Source organism: Candidatus Pelagibacter sp. Uisw_113 (genome assembly GCF_047717815.1).
Lineage (GTDB): Bacteria > Pseudomonadota > Alphaproteobacteria > Pelagibacterales > Pelagibacteraceae > Pelagibacter.
On the sequence record NZ_CP159809.1, the window covers coordinates 447,987 to 469,286 of the forward strand.

General features: G+C 30.7%; 29 protein-coding genes. 19 read left to right on the forward strand and 10 right to left on the reverse strand.

Features of this window, described 5'->3' with window-relative positions:
- Nucleotide 1 precedes the first annotated feature (1 nt).
- Together ABXT39_RS02380 and ABXT39_RS02385 are read left to right on the forward strand one after the other, a co-directional pair.
- Entirely contained in the window at nt 2-166 is a 165-nt protein-coding gene (locus ABXT39_RS02380; protein ID WP_415295681.1) for a hypothetical protein, read from the forward strand.
- Between the two features lie 99 nt (nt 167-265).
- Nucleotides 266-1,219, forward strand: coding sequence for a DMT family transporter (locus tag ABXT39_RS02385; protein WP_415295682.1), 954 nt, complete (start codon nt 266-268; stop codon nt 1,217-1,219).
- Nucleotides 1,220-1,323: 104 nt separating this feature from the next.
- Here ABXT39_RS02385 and ABXT39_RS02390 read toward each other — a convergent pair whose 3' ends face one another.
- Nucleotides 1,324-1,620 (reverse strand): DUF3303 domain-containing protein, encoded by a 297-nt coding sequence (locus ABXT39_RS02390; RefSeq protein ID WP_415295683.1) that lies wholly within the window; start codon nt 1,618-1,620, stop codon nt 1,324-1,326.
- 165 nt (nt 1,621-1,785) lie between these two features.
- Between ABXT39_RS02390 and ABXT39_RS02395 the strand changes: the two genes are divergently transcribed.
- The 4 genes from ABXT39_RS02395 (at nt 1,786) to fdxA (ending at nt 3,024) form a co-directional block, all read left to right on the forward strand.
- On the forward strand, nt 1,786-2,133 hold the full coding sequence (locus ABXT39_RS02395; protein ID WP_415295684.1) for a hypothetical protein: 348 nt from the start codon (nt 1,786-1,788) through the stop codon (nt 2,131-2,133).
- Between the two features lie 12 nt (nt 2,134-2,145).
- Nucleotides 2,146-2,352, forward strand: coding sequence for a DUF1737 domain-containing protein (locus ABXT39_RS02400; RefSeq protein ID WP_415295685.1), 207 nt, complete (start codon nt 2,146-2,148; stop codon nt 2,350-2,352).
- Nucleotides 2,353-2,494: 142 nt separating this feature from the next.
- Nucleotides 2,495-2,671: a hypothetical protein gene (locus ABXT39_RS02405; RefSeq protein ID WP_415295686.1), complete on the forward strand. Its 177-nt coding sequence runs from the start codon at nt 2,495-2,497 to the stop codon at nt 2,669-2,671.
- 11 nt (nt 2,672-2,682) lie between these two features.
- Complete coding sequence (gene fdxA, locus ABXT39_RS02410) at nt 2,683-3,024, forward strand: ferredoxin FdxA (RefSeq protein ID WP_415295687.1); 342 nt, start codon at nt 2,683-2,685, stop codon at nt 3,022-3,024.
- A gap of 27 nt (nt 3,025-3,051) precedes the next feature.
- Here fdxA and ABXT39_RS02415 read toward each other — a convergent pair whose 3' ends face one another.
- Complete coding sequence (locus tag ABXT39_RS02415; protein ID WP_415285988.1) at nt 3,052-3,282, reverse strand: hypothetical protein; 231 nt, start codon at nt 3,280-3,282, stop codon at nt 3,052-3,054.
- Nucleotides 3,283-3,292: 10 nt separating this feature from the next.
- Complete coding sequence (locus ABXT39_RS02420) at nt 3,293-3,847, reverse strand: NifU family protein (RefSeq protein WP_415295688.1); 555 nt, start codon at nt 3,845-3,847, stop codon at nt 3,293-3,295.
- A 557-nt stretch (nt 3,848-4,404) separates the two neighbouring features.
- Here ABXT39_RS02420 and ABXT39_RS02425 point away from each other — a divergent pair.
- From ABXT39_RS02425 to ABXT39_RS02465, 9 genes are all read left to right on the forward strand, one after another.
- The gene (locus ABXT39_RS02425) at nt 4,405-4,584 is read left to right on the forward strand and encodes a hypothetical protein (RefSeq protein WP_415295689.1); all 180 of its coding nucleotides are present in this window, start codon (nt 4,405-4,407) and stop codon (nt 4,582-4,584) included.
- 333 nt (nt 4,585-4,917) lie between these two features.
- Complete coding sequence (locus ABXT39_RS02430) at nt 4,918-5,346, forward strand: CBS domain-containing protein (protein ID WP_415284046.1); 429 nt, start codon at nt 4,918-4,920, stop codon at nt 5,344-5,346.
- A 22-nt stretch (nt 5,347-5,368) separates the two neighbouring features.
- Nucleotides 5,369-5,662 carry a hypothetical protein gene (locus tag ABXT39_RS02435; RefSeq protein ID WP_415295690.1) on the forward strand — a complete coding sequence of 98 codons (294 nt, stop codon included), beginning with the start codon at nt 5,369-5,371 and terminating at the stop codon, nt 5,660-5,662.
- A gap of 334 nt (nt 5,663-5,996) precedes the next feature.
- Entirely contained in the window at nt 5,997-6,599 is a 603-nt protein-coding gene (locus ABXT39_RS02440) for an FMN-dependent NADH-azoreductase (protein ID WP_415295691.1), read from the forward strand.
- 190 nt (nt 6,600-6,789) lie between these two features.
- Complete coding sequence (locus tag ABXT39_RS02445; protein ID WP_415295692.1) at nt 6,790-7,020, forward strand: hypothetical protein; 231 nt, start codon at nt 6,790-6,792, stop codon at nt 7,018-7,020.
- 165 nt (nt 7,021-7,185) lie between these two features.
- Nucleotides 7,186-7,437 (forward strand): hypothetical protein, encoded by a 252-nt coding sequence (locus ABXT39_RS02450; RefSeq protein WP_415285816.1) that lies wholly within the window; start codon nt 7,186-7,188, stop codon nt 7,435-7,437.
- 109 nt (nt 7,438-7,546) lie between these two features.
- The gene (locus ABXT39_RS02455; RefSeq protein WP_415295693.1) at nt 7,547-8,074 is read left to right on the forward strand and encodes a hypothetical protein; all 528 of its coding nucleotides are present in this window, start codon (nt 7,547-7,549) and stop codon (nt 8,072-8,074) included.
- A 539-nt stretch (nt 8,075-8,613) separates the two neighbouring features.
- Nucleotides 8,614-9,159: a hypothetical protein gene (locus ABXT39_RS02460; RefSeq protein WP_415295694.1), complete on the forward strand. Its 546-nt coding sequence runs from the start codon at nt 8,614-8,616 to the stop codon at nt 9,157-9,159.
- Nucleotides 9,159-9,590 (forward strand): hypothetical protein, encoded by a 432-nt coding sequence (locus tag ABXT39_RS02465; protein ID WP_415295695.1) that lies wholly within the window; start codon nt 9,159-9,161, stop codon nt 9,588-9,590. The genes ABXT39_RS02460 and ABXT39_RS02465 overlap by 1 nt, the downstream gene beginning before the upstream one ends.
- Nucleotides 9,591-9,700: 110 nt before the next feature.
- Here the strand turns inward: ABXT39_RS02465 and ABXT39_RS02470 are convergent, their stop codons facing one another.
- From ABXT39_RS02470 to ABXT39_RS02480, 3 genes are read right to left on the reverse strand one after another with little or no spacing between them, the layout of a single operon-like run.
- Nucleotides 9,701-10,840: a glycine cleavage T C-terminal barrel domain-containing protein gene (locus tag ABXT39_RS02470; RefSeq protein WP_415295696.1), complete on the reverse strand. Its 1,140-nt coding sequence runs from the start codon at nt 10,838-10,840 to the stop codon at nt 9,701-9,703.
- A gap of 39 nt (nt 10,841-10,879) precedes the next feature.
- Nucleotides 10,880-11,161, reverse strand: a complete 282-nt coding sequence (locus ABXT39_RS02475; protein ID WP_415295697.1) for a hypothetical protein — start codon at nt 11,159-11,161, stop codon at nt 10,880-10,882.
- Nucleotides 11,145-12,599: a phosphomannomutase/phosphoglucomutase gene (locus tag ABXT39_RS02480; RefSeq protein ID WP_415295698.1), complete on the reverse strand. Its 1,455-nt coding sequence runs from the start codon at nt 12,597-12,599 to the stop codon at nt 11,145-11,147. Before ABXT39_RS02480 ends, ABXT39_RS02475 begins: the two co-directional genes overlap by 17 nt.
- A 156-nt stretch (nt 12,600-12,755) precedes the next feature.
- Here ABXT39_RS02480 and ABXT39_RS02485 point away from each other — a divergent pair, with 156 nt between their 5' ends.
- From ABXT39_RS02485 to ABXT39_RS02495, 3 genes are read left to right on the forward strand one after another with little or no spacing between them, the layout of a single operon-like run.
- Entirely contained in the window at nt 12,756-14,693 is a 1,938-nt protein-coding gene (locus ABXT39_RS02485) for a ribonucleoside-diphosphate reductase subunit alpha (RefSeq protein ID WP_415295699.1), read from the forward strand.
- On the forward strand, nt 14,684-15,712 hold the full coding sequence (locus ABXT39_RS02490; RefSeq protein WP_415295700.1) for a ribonucleotide-diphosphate reductase subunit beta: 1,029 nt from the start codon (nt 14,684-14,686) through the stop codon (nt 15,710-15,712). Before ABXT39_RS02485 ends, ABXT39_RS02490 begins: the two co-directional genes overlap by 10 nt.
- 4 nt (nt 15,713-15,716) lie before the next feature.
- Nucleotides 15,717-16,343: a class I SAM-dependent methyltransferase gene (locus ABXT39_RS02495; protein ID WP_415295701.1), complete on the forward strand. Its 627-nt coding sequence runs from the start codon at nt 15,717-15,719 to the stop codon at nt 16,341-16,343.
- Here the strand turns inward: ABXT39_RS02495 and ABXT39_RS02500 are convergent, their stop codons facing one another.
- Genes ABXT39_RS02500 through ABXT39_RS02515 form a run of 4 tightly spaced genes read right to left on the reverse strand, consistent with a single transcriptional unit; the run spans nt 16,344 to nt 20,606 of the window.
- On the reverse strand, nt 16,344-17,468 hold the full coding sequence (locus tag ABXT39_RS02500) for a bifunctional 2-methylcitrate synthase/citrate synthase (protein WP_415295702.1): 1,125 nt from the start codon (nt 17,466-17,468) through the stop codon (nt 16,344-16,346).
- Entirely contained in the window at nt 17,468-18,364 is an 897-nt protein-coding gene (gene prpB, locus ABXT39_RS02505; protein ID WP_415295703.1) for a methylisocitrate lyase, read from the reverse strand. The genes ABXT39_RS02500 and prpB overlap by 1 nt, the downstream gene beginning before the upstream one ends.
- A complete protein-coding gene (locus ABXT39_RS02510) occupies nt 18,364-19,866 on the reverse strand; it encodes an MmgE/PrpD family protein (protein WP_415295704.1) in 1,503 nt (500 codons plus the stop codon). Before ABXT39_RS02510 ends, prpB begins: the two co-directional genes overlap by 1 nt.
- Nucleotides 19,867-19,916: 50 nt before the next feature.
- Complete coding sequence (locus tag ABXT39_RS02515) at nt 19,917-20,606, reverse strand: HAD-IA family hydrolase (protein ID WP_415295705.1); 690 nt, start codon at nt 20,604-20,606, stop codon at nt 19,917-19,919.
- A 70-nt stretch (nt 20,607-20,676) separates the two neighbouring features.
- Here ABXT39_RS02515 and ABXT39_RS02520 point away from each other — a divergent pair, with 70 nt between their 5' ends.
- Entirely contained in the window at nt 20,677-21,300 is a 624-nt protein-coding gene (locus ABXT39_RS02520) for a DapH/DapD/GlmU-related protein (RefSeq protein ID WP_415295706.1), read from the forward strand.

Sequence of the window (21,300 nt, forward strand, 5' to 3'; positions counted from 1 at the left end):
CGTGAAAAAACGCTTATCAGGTTGCAGTGAATGTGGAGATGATACTGCTATCTTAACACAAGTGAGTTCAGGTCCTGAAGTGATCTTACTTTGTACGGATTGTTATAATCTTAAGCATTCAAATGAAACACAAAACTATATTAGCCATGAAGAAGAAAAAAGCTAAGAAAACAAAAACTAAAAAACCTGCACCTAACTTTTACGGTCTTGGTAAATTTAATTACCTTATCTTTAAGTTTCTCTGTTCTAGATTTAAGCTTAGATAATGAGTAGGGACAATAATTCAAAAGGGATAGTTTTAATACTGATTGCAATGAGCTTATTTGCAATCCAAGACTCGTTAATTAAATATATTTTCGAGCAATCTGCTCTTTATGAGATCTTCTTTGGAAGGTATTTGATTGCAGCAACAGTGCTTTTTATTTATTTAAGTTTTAAAAGACAGAAAGTTTCGCTTAAAACACATTATCCTGTATTAACTTTTGCAAGAGTGTTGTTACATTTTGTTGCTTTTTCAACTTTTTTTATCTCTATTACTTATATGCAACTAGCAACTGCTAATGCTTTATTCTTTTCTTGTCCTTTTTTCGTATCCATTTTTGCTAAATTTTTCTTAAAAGAATTTATTGGTATTAGAAGATGGTCCGCTATTGCCTTTGGTTTTTTTGGTGTATTAATCGTTTTAAATCCTGATTTTGAAAGTTTTGATTATAGAAATTTGTTACCAGTGTTAAGTGCTTTATTTTATGCAGCATCAATGACTATTACTAAATACACATCTGATAAGGATGATGTAAATACCCAGTTATACTATTTTTATTTAATTGCTCTTGTTTTATGTGGCATCATTTATGTCTTTATGGGCAATGGTCAATTCAACAACACTGATTTTGATCCAACTACACAGTTTATATTTAGAGAGTGGTTTACAAACTTTGATTATACTTGGAAATTTATATTATTTTTTGGAGTTGCAGCATCTATTGGGTTCTTATGTATCTTTTCAGCTTATATTATTGCATCCCCATCCGTTGTCTCATTGTTTGAATATTCATTGATTATTATGTCAATGATCCCAGGTTATTTTTTGTTTAATGAAATTCCATCTCTTAGAACTTTGTTAGGGGTCATTTGTATAATTTCAGCTGGGGTTTATATTTACTTTAGAGAAGGTGTTCGAAAACAGTACGTTGCATCTAAAATTCCAACTAGAAGATAAACTAATTAATTATCATTCCATCACCTAGACACCTGATTTGAATATTGGTAGGGTCTGGGTTTGTTTAGTTACCCTCTTGAATAAGGGTAACTAAATTTTTTTGATTAACCTTTTTGATTAGCCATCATAGCTTTAATAGCTTTTCTTGCATTAGCATCATCCAATACTGGTTTAACGATAGGAAAAGTGCATGCTCCAGACCAACCCATGATCCATGCTGTTAGCGATTCTTGATTATCTGTATCAACTATTATTAAGCCACTTCCATTAGCTGCATCGTGCCAACGACCAATTTGTTTTACATCAGCAGGGTATTCTCCAGCAATTTGTTCATCAGTCATATTTGCAAAAAATGCTTGCGTCTCTGCTTGCTTGTCTCGATCTAATTGATATGTACACATGAAGATCATTTTATTATCCTTGGTTAAGTTGTTATTTGTATTTATCTACTTTTAACCTAACAAAAATTATAGTGGATGGCCACGCCTCAGACTTCTTTAATTATATTTATTATTAGTTAATTCCATCACCTAGACACCTTAATTAAGGTTTAGTAGTATACTTTCATGTATTGGGTAATCTTAATATCTTTTCTAAGTCTTCTTGCTATTAGCTTTGTTGTTTCAAACCCTGGAAATAAACTTATAAAAAATAAGAAAAATAAAATTCATCTGTTAGATATTTTATCCTCTTATATGGGTGGTTTTTTACTTGTAATAATTGTTTATCTTTTTGTTTCAGCCTCTAATGGTAAAGAAACATTTGATATTGGTATTGATTTTTTTAATTCTAATAGATGGAAATTTGCAAGTGGCATGGGTAATGCAAGATCAATCTTAGATGAATTTGTCTTTGGTTTTGTCTTCACTTACATAATAATCTTTATTAGAAGACAATATAAAAAACAAAATTAAAAAGGAGAATAAATGAAAGGTTATAGATTTATTACAAGCGATGACACTTCAGAATTTTGCCATCGTGTTACAGAAGCAATATCTAATGGATGGAAATTGCATGGTGAGCCCAAAATGACTTTTGATAAAAAAAGAGGAGTAATGCGTTGCGCTCAAGCTGTTATAAAAAATGCTCCTAAGAAAAAATATTCAAAAAAAATGAAGTTATCATCGATATAAGAATATAAAGAACCTTTAGGTATGATTAAACATACCAGTCTAGTTCATTGAAAAAATTTAACATTTAGGCCTTTAGTATTAATTCCAAACAAATACCCCTTTAATTGCATGTAGTCTCTGTGATAAAGTTAAGTATTAAATTATGGATATTATTCATGGAATAAGATTTAAAAAATTTTTAGAAGAAACTAAAAAAGAAAAAAAAGAATTAGAAGAAAGTTATAAACAATCTAAAGAAAATAAAAAAGAACGAACTACATCAGAAAAACTCCAAGAGGAATTAGAACCATTGCCTCCTTGTCCAATGTCAGATGAGTAATGAAATAAATTATGACTTATATTGTTAATGATAATTGTATCAAATGTAAATTAATGGATTGTATGGAAGTATGCCCAGTAGACTGTTTTTACGAAGGTGAAAATATGTTGGCGATTAAACCTGATGAATGCATAGATTGTGGAGTTTGTGAACCGGAGTGTCCCGTAGATGCAATCAAATCTGACATTGAAAAAGGAGCAAGTGATTGGGTTGAGCATAATACAAAGTACAGCGATCTATGGCCTAATATTACCAAAAAAAGACCAGAGGATGTACCCCAAGATCAAGAAAAATGGAGAGGGGTCAAAGGCAAGTTAAAATATTTTAGTGAAAAGCCTGGAAAAGGAAGTTAAAAATTAAATAATATTTATATTTTAAGGTTATTTTCTTTTAGATTTTTTAAAAAATAATACCGAAACATCTCCGCTGACTTGTCTAATAAAAACTGCCATCACAATCCAAATTAAAAAATATTCTCCGTGAGTTATGGCATAAGTTTGGCTTGCAAAATAACTAGCAATAAAAATTAAACAGTAAATTGCTATAAGCGATAAGATTAAATAAACAAAAAAATTAATTACTGATGGAATTATACATCTTAATAGTTTCATAATTGTTATTTTAGGTTACTTGTTGGACCTCGAGCACTTCGGGAATATAATGTTTAAGTGTTTTTTCAATACCCGCTTTTAAAGTTAGGGCTGAACTTGGACAGCCTGAACAAGCACCCTTCATCTGAAGATAGACAATACCATTATCAAAACTTTGAAAAGTAATATCTCCACCGTCTCTTGCAACAGCAGGTCTTACTTGAGTATCTATTATTTTTTTTATTTGAATTACTGCTTCCGTATCTTCGGTAGTACTTGGATCACTTGCATTATCTTGACCAGCAAGTATGAAAGCAGTTTCTGATTTATAACATTCTCTAATTGTTTCAATAATTGTAGATTCGAGGTATTGCCAATCATGATTGTCAGCTTTTGTTATTGAAATAAAATCAGAGCCAAAAAAAACTCCCTCAACACCATCAATTTTAAATAAATTTAAGGCGAATGGAGAAAATTTTGCTTCTTCGACATTACGAAAATCAGCCGTTTCCTTTTCCATTACGGTTTTACCTGGCAAAAATTTCAGACTGGAAGGATTTGGTGTGGCTTCTGTTTGTATATTCATTAGAACAATATTTTTAATTAATTACTTATAAAAATTTTATATTTTTTATAAGATTACTTCAATAAAATTGAGACGGTTTAAAGTATTTTTTATACGGGAAAAAGCATGGGAAGAAGGTTTGTTTAAATTTTCGAAATTATATTATTCTGCTAAATTATATTCAATAAATATATTTAACATAAAAGAAAATAAATGTTTTGAATAGGGTATTTGGAGATGGTATGATTTAAACAATCAATAAAGGAGGTCGATTATGAGCCTATCACCACCTGAAATTTAGCTGGTTGTGACTAAATAATAAAAGACTAACTAAGATCAAGAAAACATAAATCCATTATTATGGATTTTGGCGTAGACCGCCACTTATAGGGGAACTCTTTTGGAGTTTACCGAAAGGGTGACCCCCTTAAAATTAGAAAATATAATTTTAAAATAATTATGTCTACTATGATTTTAAAAAGTCTTAACATTAATTTGCATTATAAATTTAGTAAAATTACACAATACGTAGAGATTGTTTAATTGGAGTACGAAAAGTTAAGCAAAATAATAAATTTATGGAGATTGTTCGAGGAATAAGATTTAAAAAATATTTAGAAGAAGAAGCTGAAAAAGAAAGAAATCGATTAGCAGAAAGTTCTGAGGAATCTAAAAGAAATAAAAAAGAACGAACTACATCAGAAAAACTCCAAGAGAAATTAGAACCATTATCACCTTGTCCAATGTCAGATGAATAAAGATTAATATGATAAATTGTTTTGTTCAGAGTGATCAAATAAATGAAAATAAAAGAAAAACACAAAGATCTTAAAAAAAAGTAATTGTTGCTGAAAAACAAAGAAGCTCAAAAAGAGGACCTAAAAGTTGGTACGATTTAAGAAACTTAAAGAAGCTTAAATTAGTTATGAAAGATGAGCTGTCAAAAAAATAAGTGGGGTTATTCTATAATTCTTAGTTAGCAACAAGTTGATAGAGCAAAAATTAGAAGTTTGAACGAAATTAAAGCCTATCTATGAGTAACATTCTTGTGCTAGGATCTTGATGGCAATAAATTAAAGATATAATATAAAATGGCGAGAAAACTAGTTACAAAACTTTCTAATAGAGAATGTTTTACATTAACTGAAAAAGATACATTAAAGACAGCAAGCAACAAACTTCAAACACATAACGTTGGTGTGATGCCGGTATTAAGTGAACACGATAAAAGTGTAATTGGAATTATTTCTGAGCGAGATCTTGCTCGATATATTTATAAAGATGAATTCAGCAGTGAATTATTGGTTACCAAAATAATGACTACAAATATAATATCTTGTAATCTAAACACTTCTGTTACAGAATTAATGGAAATAATTTCTAATCATAAAATTAGGCATATACCTATAATAGAAGAAAAAAAACTACTAGGCATTGTGTCTATTGGAGATGTGGTAAACCATATTATTGAACAGTATAAAGATGAAAATCAACATTTAACAGATTTTATAAATAAATAATAAAAATAAACAAAAAGAGAAAATGATGATAGTAAAAATAGATGGAAAGATAAGAACTTTTGCAGAATGGAAAACAATGGTTCACGGGCATTCAGAAAAAATAAAAAAATATGGAATGACATTTCTTTATGCAGGATCTGAAAAAGGTGATGACACTAAATTCACTACAATAATTAAATTTGATACAATGGAAGGTCTTGAAGCTTTTAAAGCTGACGATGAAATTCATAAAGCAAGAGCAGCTGCTGGTGTAGATTTGGCAAATACTGTTACCACACCAATGGGAGATGATCTCCTTGAACAATACAAAGGATAAAATAAGTCAATATTAGCGAAATATAACTCAGCTATATAAACGTTTCGATAATCTAGTGCTTACGTAATATGTTTTGTGGATCCTAAAAAAACTATTTGTAGGTTACCGTAATGATCAAATATATTTTACCAGCTATAATTGTCCTCCTCATTGTAGTGTTCTGGGAAAAATTACTGAAACAGTATTCAAAAAAACTTAGCTTATCCTCAATATAAGAAAGAATATAAATAAAAAAATCTTTAGGTATGATTGCACATACTAGTCTAATTTTATTGCGTACTTGTAAAGCAATCCTGAAGCACTAAATACACTTTAAATTAACTTAAAGGAAAATATGGCTCAACCCATGAAAATTCTTCGTGTCGATAGTAGTGCAAAAACTGAAAATTCAGAGAGCCGACGTTTAACGGATCGTATCATTGATGGATTAAAAAAAAATGGAAAGTCATTAGATGTAACTGTTCGTGATCTAAATGAAAGCCTTCCACAAGTAAATACAGCATGGATTGAGGCTAACAATACACCATCCGATGATCACACTGATGAACATAAAAAAACATTAGCACTATCTAATACGTTAGTTGGAGAAATTGAAGCTGCTGATACTTTAATTATAGGTGTTGCTCTTTATAACTTCTCAATTACAGCAAGCTTAAAGCTATGGATTGATCTTGTCTGTAGAGCTAGAAAAACTTTTGCTTATGTAGATGGAAGTCCTAAAGGATTGATGACAGGTAAAAAAGCGATTATCTGTTTTGCATCAGGCGGTACACCCTTTGAATCTGATATTGATTTTGCAAGTGGTTACCTAAGACATATTCTTGGTTTTATTGGGATCACTGATGTCACATACATCACTGCTGACAAGCACTTCATGGATGATCGTTCATTAATTAATGCTAATGCTGCAGTCGACACTTTGACAAATCAACTGTAAACATAAACAAAGTAGAGAGTAGTAAGGAGCGTTCTGTTACTCGGTGCCCCAGACTACCTTCTTACATTCTGTCACATGAAAAGTTTACTGTAATAATTTTTGTTAAATAATTTCATCTTTGGGTAAAAAAAAAACTCAAAATGAACATAAAAATACTTTGTATAATTATTTAATATATTAAAACCCTATTATGTCTTTCATAAAAAACACCTATCAAGTTAAAAAACTAGAAGAAATGGATAAAAAAATAAAAAAAATTTTTTCCGTACCTACTAGTATTGTTTATGAAATTAAACAAAATTTAGAAAATCATAATAAAAGATTGAAAAAAAATTTTTTATATTCAATATTTATTATATTTTTTCTTTCTATTACTTTAATTTGGCAAGTATTTTTCCCTTATTCAGTTTTTGCATCATAAGTTAAGTAAAGTGAGGGAGTAAGTAGGGGCGTTCTGTTACCTGCTGCCCAGACCATGCTTTTATAGTTATTATAGTTGATTAACCCTCATTTCATCACTTAAATACCTGATTGGAGGTTGTGGCGTATAGGCTGCCATGTTATTATTTTTTGATAAGGAGGTCATATGACCAATTTGTATAAAGTTAAAGTTGACGTAGTTGAAAAATCAATATCGTCTAGAGAAGAAATCATCAACGCAGAATCTGCTGATGACGCTAAGGAAAAGGTTATTAGTTATTGCAATGAGCAATTAGTTGATAACGACCGCCTTAAAGAAATAGTAGAGGTAAAAATCAGTACTGCAAAAGACGCTGTCACTGAAATCAAAAATAAAGATTTACCTAACGGCAGACCAGGAAACCCTGTCAGCTTGTAAAATCAATAACTGAGTAAATATGGTCTCGGTTTTGTAGCCGTGGCCATGTTGATTTAATATTCACCAATCGTTAATTGAGTAAGGTCCTTAATCTGTGTATTGTCTATGAATGGCTAAAGTTGCAAAAGATAAGTGGGATAAGGTAATTGAATACTTAACACATTCAGACCGTGATCCTCAGAAAGTATTAAACTTATTAAAAGGTTGTGACCAAGGTAAAGAATCTAATTATGATATTAATAGAGCGTCTTATTCATTGAATATTATTGCTATAGTCACACAAAAGCAACTTGATCCAGAAAATAAAGATAAAACACTTACTCATATAATTAGACAGTGGGTTAAATCAAAAGACTTCATCCAATTTTATAATTTGATGAGAAAACAAGAAAATATTACTTGGGACAAAAGTAAACTTGAAGATTACACCAAACAATTAAAAGACCTTTGGTACAGTAAATCACAATCTAAAAACAAAGAATATTTTAAAAAAATAGACGGATTTATTAAAACAGCTGGGGCAAATCTGTTAGAAAAAGACAGTAAAGAAGAGCTAAGACCGAAGGCTAAAATAATTGAGAAAACCTTTGATAAAATAAAACAAAATGAACGACGGTCTCGAACAAACGTTGCATAATACAAACTAGGTATAATGATGGATCAGATATTACCCTTTGTTTATATGCTAGGGATACTCTTGTTAGTACTCCCAGCTTTTCTTCAATCTAATTCTAAATTAAAACAATTCTTAACAAATCTTGCTATTTGGATTGTCATTATCCTTATAATTCTAACCATCATCTATTTCATTAAGTAGCAATCATTCCACCACCTAGACACCTGATTAGAGGTTTGATAGAGATAGATGAAGAATAAATGTTAGATAAAAATAAATAAAAAAATCTCTATTTAAAATCCCACATTATCTTATTTAATTTTATAAAATCCTATAGTCTCCCATGTAGTCCTATAGAATTTTGACATTTTTTAAAAAAAATAAAAAACTTTGATTTATTTTTTCAACGTTCCATAATTGTTCTGTTGAATATTAAAGATAGTAGCGTATAAGGAAATTCTTAGCGTTTTGCTATGCGCCCCGAATAAATTTTATTCTTGAGGCAGTGCTTAAATAATTACTTATCTCACAAATAAGACCCATAAATTAAGGAAAAAAATATGGCGTCAGCTAAGCAAAAACTTGCTAATAAAAATAATGCAAGAAAGTCAACAGGACCTAAAACAAAGTTAGGTAAAGAAAAAGTATCAATGAATGCAATGAAACTTGGTATTTATGCAGAGCATCATGTGATGGTTGGAGAAGATACAGAGCAATACAAAGGTTATGTAGATCTTATGTTTAAAACCTTTGAGGTCTTTGATGCAATCAGTGGCTTAATCATACAACAAATCATTAGTATTGGATGGCGTCTTCAACGCATACCTCAAATAGAATGTGGGGTGTTTGGTATTGAAATGTCTGAATATCATAGGAGTTATAACAGCCCTAGCTTTGTTAAGATTAAACATAAAGAGTTTCATCAAACCATTAAAAAAGATCTAGATCGCAGAAGTGAATTAATGGGTGCAGCTTATGTTAAAGATTGCAGTGGCGGTGATCGGATGATGAAATTAAATACAATGGAGGGAAGATTGTTAAGTAGGCAATCAAACTTAATTAATCAGTATTTAAAATATAAAAAATCTAAAGGAAAGGAGACCTAATGGTAAAACGTAATACACCTGATTGGCAAATATCAGCTTTTGATAAAGATAATAATTCTTGTGTCAAAACAAAGCCATTTAATGAAAAGATAAAAGAACTTGAAGCAGCTTATGCAAAAGCACAAGAAACATCAGTTAAAGTTGAAGATATTGATACGTCTGCTTTTTATTTAAAAGATGAGCCTGTAAAAGAAGAGAAAGATGACAAGCTTGATGAGCTTAAAGAATATCAAAAAATGAGAGACCGTCAGAGGAAAGAAGAGCTAGAAAAGTCTAGAAGAGATGAGAACAAGGTTGTCTTTACGAGCGCTCCTAGAAAAGATCCCAATCGAGGAATGCGCTTTCTAAAAAAACCCTTTAATCCTATAAACGTAGGGAAACTTGGCTCTTCTAGGTCTTTTCTTAAAAAAAAAGATAAGGAATATTACTAAAAATAGAGACGGTACATGAAGTTAACTGAGACTACCGTTAAGATAATAACTAGTAAGTAAAGGGAAATATAATCTTTTGGAGTTAACATGGTTTATAAATACTCTTATTGCTATGAACTTGCTAGTTTCTTTTTAGGATCATAGAAAGGTTTTTCAACAACTGTTGCTTTAACTATTTTGTCATTCATTTTAACATCAAGAACTGTTCCAATTTCTGAATTGTCAATTGAAACCATTGCAAGAGCTATGTTTTGTTTTAGTCTTGGTGAGTAAACTGCAGAAGTAGTTTTACCAACTACTTTATTGTCTTTTAAGATTTCCCAAAAGGTAGTGTTAGGTCCAGTTAAAGGATCACAATCTAAGATAACTCCAACTTGTTTTCTTTTAACACCATCTTGATTTATTTTTTTTAAAGCATCTTTACCAATAAAGTTTATATCGGTATCAAGATTAACAAGTCGTCCTAGATTTAGCTCATAAGGGTTCGTGTTAATATCTGCATCAGCATGGTACGATAACATTCCACCTTCAATACGTCTAATCGATGATGTGTGACCTGGTTTTAATCCATGAGGTTTACCAGCTGCCATTATCTTTTCCCATAATTCATCTCCTTTAGAGCCATCTCTTAAATATAATTCATAACCGAGTTCGCTTGACCAACCAGTACGAGAGACCACTAAAGGAATGCCATCTAAATCTAATTCACGTAACCAATAATATTTAAGATCATTAATGCTTTCACCAAATAAGCTTTCCATAATTTTTCCAGAGTTAGGTCCTTGTAATTGAAGAGGGGAGACATCGGGTTCGATAATTTTAACATCAAGATTTGAGTTAACTTTAACCCCTTGTGCCCATAATAAAATATCACTATCTGCAAGAGATAACCAATAATGGTTTTCTTTTAATCTTAATAAAACTGGATCATTTAAAATCCCACCTTCATTATTAACTATTAAAACGTATTTACATTGCCCAACTGCAAGTTTTGATAAATCCCTTGGTGTTAAGAGTTGAATAAATTTTGTAGCGTCTGGTCCGGTAATTTCTACTTGTCGTTCAACGGCTACATCAGATAAAGTTGCTTCATTAACCAAATTCCAAAAATTCTGTTCTGGATCACCAAAGTCACGAGGAATATACATGTGATTGTAAACTGAAAAACCTGTTGCACCCCATTTAACTGTTGAGTTATAGTAAGGAGATTTCCTAACTTGAGTTCCAAAGTTAAGATTTTTTTTATACATACATTAATTCTATAAAAAAATTTTACATATATAAAGATACTATTTATTACCCTCACACTCAATTGTAGCGAACTCTGTAAGTTGTTGAATTTCATCAGGTTCTTTACTGAAGACTTCATCTATTTCTTTGTCATTGAATTTTGAGCTTAATTTATCAATTGTGCACTGACAGTATATTTTAGCTCCATCTGTACCAAGGTATTGCTTAGAGTTAGTGTAACAACCAATATATAATTCCTTCTCATATTCAGGACTTAGTGCGTAACTTTTAGAGGTAAAAAGAAGGATAAGGATTAGTAGATATTTATATTTTTTGATCATACTCACCAACTTTGCCAGTTTTTTGTAAAAGGTCATCAATGAAATCAAAGATCTTTTTCTTTCTCTCATCTGAAGTTGGGCTTTCGGTTACAATAACAAGTGATGGTTTATTTGATGAAGCTCTAATTAATCCCCATGAACCATCTTTAAAAGAAAATCTGATACCATTAACTGTTAGTACTTCGCTAATTTCTTGATCATCAATTTTAGTTTTATTATCTTTAATAGCGTTTACTTGTTTAACTAATTCTTCAACCACTTGATATTTCTCTTCATCTTTACAAAAAGGTGCCATTGTAGGTGTTTGAAAAGTATTAGGTAATTCTTTTATAATTTCATGCATAGATTTATTTTGATTATCTAGTAAATGACACACATGAATTGCTGAATTAATTCCATCATCATAACCAAAACCCAAAGGTTGATTAAAGAAAAAATGCCCACTTTTTTCAAATCCAGCTAAAGCTTTTTCAGTATTAACTTTTCTTTTAATGTGTGAGTGACCTGTCTTCCAATAAATAGTTTCACAGTCATTTTTCGCTAAAACTTCATCAGTTGCATATAACCCAGTTGATTTTACATCAACGATAAATTTAGAATTTTTATGAGTTTTAGATAAATTTCTAGCAATCAATAATCCAATTTTATCTGAAAATATTTCATCCCCTGTATTATCAATTACACCAACTCTATCACCATCACCATCAAAACCAAAACCAATATCAGCATTATTATCTTTTACAGCTTTTGCAATTGCGTGTAACATCTCTAAATCTTCAGGATTTGGATTATATTTTGGAAAAGTCCAATCAAGATCACAATCGAGTTCTATTACTTCACAACCAATTCCTCTTAAAATTTCAGGTGCAAATATTCCAGCAGTACCATTACCACATGCAACAACTGCTTTAATTTTTTTTGTTATTTTATTTTTATTTATTAAATCATCTTTATAAATTTGTTGAAAACCTTCTATTTGTTTTTCACTACCTTCACCTTTTATGAAGTTTTCATTCAAAGTAATCTCTTTTAATTCCTTCATCTCGTCTGGTGCATGGGTTAAACCTTTTTTGATACCCATTTTAACTCCAGTCCAACCATTTTCATTGTGACTAGCGGTTACCATTGCAACAGCATCAGCATCTAAATTAAATTGTGCAAAATAAACAGTAGGGGATAGTGATAAACCTATGTCTTCAATATTACATCCTGTTGAAAGCAGTCCTTTTTTAAGAGCAGTTTTAATTTCTTCACTATAAGATCTATAATCATGACCTACGATTACTCTTGGATTCGTTTTTTTTGTATGTTTTATAATTTGAGTGCCCAAACCTTTACCTAGATTCTCTATTCCGAGTTGGTTTATGTCCTTCTCATACAACCACCTTGCGTCATACTCCCTGAAGCCATATGGATCTATTTTTAAATTTGTTGTCATTGCTAACCTTTCTTACATTCATTTTATTTTTTTATTGATATTTTTTTTCTATGTTCTATAAATGTTCTGTTGAATAACTATTTATATGGTGTATCAATGCTTTCAGCATACAACATGTAGTTGTTTTGTAAAAAAAAACTTATAAAATATTAAAATATGAACAAAATACTATCACAGGCACTTAAGAAAGCTGTCTCCGAATATAGCCCTGATAATAGCGAACTTTCAAAAAATAAAGGACCAGATTTATTTTCACTTAGTAATGACACTGAACTTTTTCAAAATGAAAAAGGCATTATTATTAAAATTGATAGAACAAGAGATTCTAAATTAACAGATTTTGGCAGAGCAACTTTAAAAGATAGATACTTAGGAAATAACGAATCTTACCAAGATTTGTTTGCCCGTGTTGCAAGTTCATATGCTGATGACAATTTACATGCACAAAGAATTTATAACTACATTAGTAATTTATGGTTCATGCCAGCAACTCCAGTTTTATCAAATGGTGGAACTAAAAGAGGTTTACCAATTTCATGTTTTTTAAATGAAGCATCAGACAGTTTAAATGGAATACTTGATCTGTGGAGTGAGAACGTTTGGTTAGCTGCTAAGGGTGGTGGGATTGGAAGTTACTGGGGTAACCTAAGATCTATTGGAGAAAAAATTGGTAAAGTTGGTAAGACATCAGGAATTATTCCTTTCATTAAAGTAATGGATTCGTTGACGATGGCGATTAGCCAAGGTTCATTAAGAAGAGGATCGGCTGCTTGTTATCTTCCAATTGATCATCCTGAAATTGAAGAGTTTATTGAAATGAGAAGACCTACAGGTGGAGATCCAAATAGAAAAGCTTTGAACCTTCATCATGGTATTTTAGTATCAGATGCATTTATGAGAGCTGTTGAAACAGATGAGCAGTGGGCACTAAAAAGTCCTGCTGATGGAACTGTACAACAAACTATCTCTGCAAGAAATTTATGGATTAGATTGTTAACTGCAAGAATTGAAACAGGTGAACCTTATATTATCTATATCGATACAGTTAACAGACAAATTCCTCAACACCATAAGTTAGCGGGATTAACTGTTAAAACTTCTAATCTTTGTAGTGAGATTACTTTACCTACTGGAATAGATAAAAATGGAAGAGATAGAACTGCTGTTTGTTGCTTATCATCTTTAAACTTAGAAAAGTATGATGAGTGGAAAGACGATAACGTTATGATTAATGATGTTATGAGATTTTTAGATAATGTATTAACAGACTTTATTGAAAGAGCTCCAGAACAATTTGATGATGCAAAATATTCTGCTGAAAAAGAAAGAAGTGTTGGCTTAGGTGTTATGGGTTTCCATTCTTACTTACAGCAACATAGTATTCCCCTTGAATCAGTTATGAGTAAAGTTTGGAATAAAAAGATTTTTAAACATATTCAAGAACATGTAGATCAAGCCTCTAAAGATCTAGCAGACGAAAGAGGAGCTTGTCCTGATGCTGCTGATTATGGTTTTAATGAAAGATTTTCTAACAAAACTGCTATTGCACCAACAGCTTCTATTTCTATTATCTGTGGTGGAGCGTCCCCTGGAGTAGAACCGGTTGCAGCTAACAGTTATACGCACAAAACTCTTTCAGGTTCATTTAACGTTAGAAATAGATATTTAGTTGAGTTATTAGAAAAACATGGAAAAAATAATGATGATGTTTGGTCTGGTATTACAACAAACGAAGGTTCTGTTTCCCATTTAGACTTTTTAACCGATTTAGAAAAAGATGTTTTTAAAACTGCATTTGAACTGGACCAAAAATGGATTATTGAATTAAGTGGAGATAGAACGCCTTTTATATCTCAAGCTCAATCAATTAACTTATTTGTACCAGCTGATATTCACAAAAGAGAACTACATAAAATTCATTTTGATGCTTGGAAAAAAGGTTTAAAGAGCCTTTATTACTGTAGATCAAAATCAATCCAACGTGCGGAGAATGTTAATGATACTAAAGCAACTGATGTTACCGCAAATGTTTACAAATCAAAACCACAAACAACTGAACAACCAGAATACGAGGAGTGCCTATCATGTCAGTAGAAAAAATGGATACTAAAATTATTCAACCAGAAAAAAATGAAATAGTTCAACCACAAAAAATGGGACTATTAGTTGAAAACCCAGTTTATAAACCTTTCAGATATCCATGGTGTTATGATGCTTGGTTAACACAACAAAGAATTCACTGGTTACCAGAGGAAGTGCCACTTGGTGATGATGTTAGAGATTGGCAGAAAAATTTAACTCAGTCTGAAAAGAATTTATTAACACAGATTTTTAGATTTTTTACTCAAGCTGATGTTGAAGTGCAAAATTGTTATTTAAGACATTATACAACTGTATTCAAACCTACAGAAGTTCTAATGATGATGACTGCTTTTGCTTCAATGGAAACAGTTCACATAGCTGCTTACTCTCATTTACTTGATACTATTGGAATGCCTGAATCAGAATATTCTGCATTTATGAAATATAAAGAAATGAAAGATAAATATGACTACATGCAAAATTTTGACATGAGTTCAAAAAAAGATATTGCATTAACTGTAGCTGTATTTAGTGCATTCACTGAAGGCTTACAATTGTTTGCAAGTTTTGCAATCTTACTTAACTTCCCAAGACATAATAAAATGAAGGGGATGGGTCAAATTGTTACTTGGTCTGTAAGAGATGAAACGTTGCACTGTAATTCTATGATTAGATTGTTTAAAGAGTTCATTCATGAGAACCCTGAAATATGGAATCCTGAATTAAAACAAGAACTTTATAAAGCATGCAGAACAATCATTGAGCATGAAGACGCTTTTATTGATTTAGCTTTTGAAATGGGTCCTATGGAAGGTCTTACAGCGCAAGATGTAAAACTTTATATAAGGTTCATTGCTAATAGAAGATTATCTCAACTTGGATTAGACCCAATTTATGATGTGGAAAAAAATCCACTTACTTGGTTAGATTCTATGTTGAATGCAGTTGAACACATGAACTTCTTTGAAGGTCGTTCTACTGAATATTCTAAAGCATCTACTCAAGGAACTTGGACAGAAGCTTTTAGTTAATCTTTTGAAATATAAGAAGTATTTTAGAAAAACTAGCCTTAAACAAGAAGGTATTGGAGAGCATTTTCTTAATGAAATAGCCTCCATGAAACCTAAAAATTTCCTCGAGATTGGTGTGTTCCACGGTGTTACTGCAAGAAACGTTTGTGAATTATTACATAGTATTCATGGAAACGATTTCAAATATGTTGGGTTAGATTTATTTGGTGAAAGTTCTGAAAATGCTAATGAAGTTATTCCAAATACTAAATTTAACAATCCATTAAAAAAGATATATTTTGAATATATTTTAAGACAGGACCCGTACTCAGTTGACGCGGTAACTTATCTTTTAAAAAAATTTGAAAAAAACATTCATCTAATTAAAGGGAATTCCAACCACCTATTAAAAAAAATGGATATGTCTCAAATTGATTATGTTTTTTTAGATGGAGGACATGCTTATGAAACAGTTAAAAATGATCTTCATTATTCAAAAGCAGTTCTAGACAATGATGGAACTATTCTTTGTGATGATTACAACTTAAGTCAAGCACCAGGGGTAAAACAAGCTATTGATGAATTTGTTACAGAGAACAGTCTTAAATCAGAAATTATTTTTGAAAGATTTGCAAAAATAGAAAAAAACTAATTATCTTTGATTTAGCTGTATAACTTTTCTATGCTTACTACCCTTATAACTTGCAAGAGGTCTAATTAATTTATTAGCAGCATGCTGTTCCATAATATGTGCTGACCAACCAGTAATTCTTGAAATTACAAATATTGGTGTAAAGAAATCAGTATCGAAACCCATTAAGTGATAAGTAGGTCCTGTTGGGTAGTCGACATTTGGATAAATATTTTTTTTTTTAATCATTACCTTTTCAACAATATCGTAAATTTTTTCAAAGGTTTTATCTTTTTTAATGATTGCTACTCTTTTAAAATATTCTCTCATTGTTGGAACTCTTGAGTCTCCACTTTTATAAACTCTATGACCAAAACCCATTACTACATCTTTATTTTTCAAAGTTTTAGTGATCCACTTTAATGCATTTTCAGGTTTTTTAATTTTTTTCATCATGTGCATAACTTCTTCATTAGCACCACCATGGAGAGGACCTTTTAAACTAGCAATTGCACCTGTTATTGCTCCATGAATATCGGATAAGCTACTGGTAATAGTTCTTGCAGTAAAAGTTGATACATTAAAACTATGCTCAGCGTACAAAATTAATGAGACATCAAAAGCTTTAACAATTTCTTTATTAGGAACTTTTCCAAAACACATATGGAAAAAGTTCTCTGAAAAATTAAACTTTTTCTTTGGTGCTATAATTTTTTTTCCTTTTCTGAGTCTATAAAAAGCAGCTAACGCAGTAGGTGTTTTTGCAAAAATTCTAATTGCTTTTCTTAAATTTGCTTTTGGAGAGTTATCTTTAGTTTCTTTGTCTTCAAGACCCATTACACTAACAGCAGTTCTTGCAACGTCCATTGGATGAGAATTTTTAGGTATTTTTTTTAAAATGCTTATTAAATTTTTTGATAAGGTTATTTCTTTAGATAATTCTTTCTTAAAATCCTTTAGCTGTTTTTTATTTGGTAATTCTTTATTTAAAATTAAGTATGCAACCTCTTCAAAATCACATCTTGCACATAAATCTTGAGCTGCATAACCTCTATAAGTTAGAGAGTTAATTTCTGGCATAACTTTTGAAATCTCAGTTTCATCAACAATTATCCCTAGCAAACCTTTTTTGATATCATCACTCATTATTCATGTCCTTCTGTGCTAAAGTTATAAATTTTTTCATCTAACGAATTATACTTCTCATACTCAACTAATTCGTAAAGTCTTTTTCTAGTTTGCATTTTATCAATAATATTGTTCTGGTGTCCATCCACAAAGATGTCTCTAAGGCCATCTTCTACATTTTTCATAGCTAATCTTTGTGTGGTTACTGGATAAATTACAATATTATATCCAAAATTTTCTAATTCTTTGTAATTGAATAACTTAGATTTTCCAAATTCAGTCATATTAGCGAGCAAGTAACATGATAGTTCTTTTCTAACTTTTTCAAAATCTTTTTCATCTTGTAAGGCTTCTGGGAAGATAATTTCAGCTCCAGCATCAATATACGCCTTACATCTATCAATCATTTTATCTATTCCTTCAACTCCTTTAGCATCGGATCTTGCTATAATTTTAAAATTCTCATCTTGTTTTGCTGCAACGCACTCTTTAATTTTCTTAACCATTGCTTCAGTTGAGATTAATTCTTTGTTATCTAGATGCCCACATCTTTTACGTTCAACCTGGTCTTCTAAGTGTACAGCTGCCACGCCAAATTCTTCAAAAGTTTTAATAGTTTCTTTACAAGACTTAAAACCAGTGTCTATATCAACAATTGTGGGTAAACTTGTAACTCTAGATATTAAATAAGATCTAGTACTTACATCTTGCAACGTAGTTAAACCTATATCTGGAAACCCTAAGTCATTAGCCATAACTCCACCTGATACGTAAACAGCATCATAACCAATTTCTTCAATTAGTTTTGCTGTTAGTGGATTATAAGCACCCGGAACTCTTAAAATTTTATTTGATTTTAATTTACTGACAAAGTCAGCTCTTTTTTGACTGGGTTCTTTATCTACAAAATGCACTAAAAAATTCCTTGTTTTGTATTATTCTTTATCTGACTTCTTTTAACCTGGATGTTTAGCTTGTTTAACTCCCCAGCTTTCAAGTTTTTAAGATTTTGTACAACTTTTAAGAAACGATCACTTTCCTTCTTATCTAAAATACCATCCGTTAATGTTAAAAACTTGTTTATATAATTCTGTCTTTTAAAGGGACGTGCTCCATATGGATGAGCATCTGCTCTATCTAATTGTTCTGCAATCTTTTTACCATTGTTTAAAGTAACTACAACTTTTGCACCAAATGATTTATTTTTTGGATTAGGATCATGATATTTTTTAGTCCATTTTTTATCTTCATAAGTAGTAATAGATTTCCAAATTTTTATAGTGCTTTTTCTATTAGCTCTTTGTTTAGTATATGATTTAACATGGTGCCAATCAGCATCTTCAAGTGCTACTGCAAAAATATACATTATAGAATGATCTAAAGTTTCTCTGCTAGCATTTGGATCCATTTTTTGTGGATCATTTGCACCAGTTCCAATTACGTAATGAGTGTGATGACTTGTATGAATATCAATTTTTTTGATTTGATTTAAATTTGGAATTTTCTTATTAAGTTTTTTGGCAATATCTATCAGTGCTTGAGACTGGTATTCTGCTGAATATTCTTTTGTATAGGTCTCTAATATTGCTTTCTTAGATTCTTTTTTCTTAGGAAGAGGCACATTATATAAAGCTTTCTTACCATCCAATATTCTGGCTATAACACTGTCTTCTCCTTCATAAATTGGACTTGGGGCACCTTCACCACGCATCGCTCTATCAACTGCTTCGATTGCAAGTTTACCAGCATGAGCAGGGGCGTAAGCTTTCCAGCTAGAGATTTCACCCTTTCTAGATTGTCTTGTAGAAACTGTAGTATGTAATGCCTGCTGAACTGCTTGGTAAATTGTTTCAGTATTTAACTTTAACATTGTTCCCAAACCTGCTGCAACACTTGGTCCTAAATGCGCAATATGATCAATTTTATGTTTATGTAGGCAAATTCCTTTAACTAAATTAACTTGAACCTCATAACCTGTGATAATTCCTCTTAATAAATCTAGCCCACTTTTTTTAGTTTGTTGAGCAACACTTAAAATAGGTGGAATATTATCTCCTGGATGACTGTAGTCTTCTGCTAAAAAAGTATCATGGAAATCAAGTTCTCTGACTGCTGTTCCATTTGACCAAGCAGCCCACTCACAATCAAATTTTAATTTTGAATCAATACCAAATAAATTTGCACCATTTTTTCTAGGATGCTTTAGGGCCATTTCTCTTGAAGAGACAACAGCTTTTCGGTTTAAAGAAGCAATAGCAACTGAAGCATTATCAATTATTCTATTAATAACCATTTCAATAGATGCCTTATCTAATTTTGCATTATCAGAAGCTATTTCAGCAATTTTCCATGCTAATTGGTTTTTTTTTGGTAAATGGATTTTTGATGGGTAAACTTTAACTTTGTGCGAAATCATTAGGCCTCCTTAATTATGCTGCCCTATTAATAGTAAGAAAAAAAATTAAATCAATCTTTTAAGTAAGTTGAAACTATCTTTTCAACACCAATAAAGTCTTTTATCAAATGATTATGGTAAATTTCATTGGAATTTTTTTCTGTATAACCATTTTCTAATAAAATAACAGGAACAGAGGCAGCCTTTGCTGCATTTGCATCAGTTTCACTATCACCAAACATTAAAGATTTTTTTATATCACCACCAATGATTTCAATTATACTTGTTATGTGTCTTGGATCAGGTTTACAATAATCAAAAGTATCTGATCCAGCAACATATTCAAAATAATCATAAATTCCAATTTTTTTTAAAAGATCGATTGCTAAGTACTCTTGTTTGTTAGTACAAACTGCCATTGGAATTTCTTTTTTTTTACACCACTTTAAAAATTCTATTACACCATTAATGAGTGTGCTTTCTTTAATGATATTTTTTCCATAAAAGTTGAGAAAGTCCTTAACCATTTCAGCTTTAATTTTTTGATCATCAATCTTACCAAACTCTTTTTTAGCCTGTCCCCATATAGACCTACCAATCATTGCTCCAGCACCTTGTCCAACTAAATTTCTAATATCTGCTGTAGATTTTGTAGGATAACCATATTTTTTCATTACATGATTATGGGCATTCATTAAATCAGGTGCGGTATCAACCAACGTTCCATCTAGGTCAAATAAAATTGAGTATTTTTGAGTCATTAATAAAGTATTTTTAAGAAATAAATTGTGAATTAAACTATCTATACACTTAATATAAAAATATTTCCAGATGAAACAAATAAATTCTAATATTGAACAAGAAAAATTTCGTAAATTTTTTATCAAGTCTGGTGTAAAAATGATTGGTCCTGAAACTATTTTTTTTTCAAAAGATACAAAGATTGGAAAAAATGTTACTATTAATCCATATGTTGTCATTGGAAAAAAAGTTAAAATTGGCAATAATGTAACTATCAATTCATTTTCACATTTAGAAGATTGTAAAATAAAAAATAAAGTTGAAGTTGGACCTTATGCAAGATTAAGACCAGGTACCATTCTTGAAGAAGGGTCAAAAATTGGAAATTTTGTAGAAGTTAAGAAAAGTAGAGTTGGAAAAAAATCAAAAATTAATCATTTATCGTATATTGGTGATAGTGAATTGGGTAAAGGCGTTAATGTAGGAGCTGGTACAATTACCTGTAATTACGATGGTGTTAAAAAAAGTAAAACAAAAATTAAAGACAATGTATTTATAGGATCTAATTCTTCATTAGTTGCACCAATTATTCTTGAAAAAAATAGTATTGTTGGAGCAGGCTCTGTGATTACAAAAAAAGTTAAAAAAAATTCATTAGCTTTAACTAGAAGCTCTCAAACTGAAGTTAAAAACTATAAAAGAAAAATAAAATAA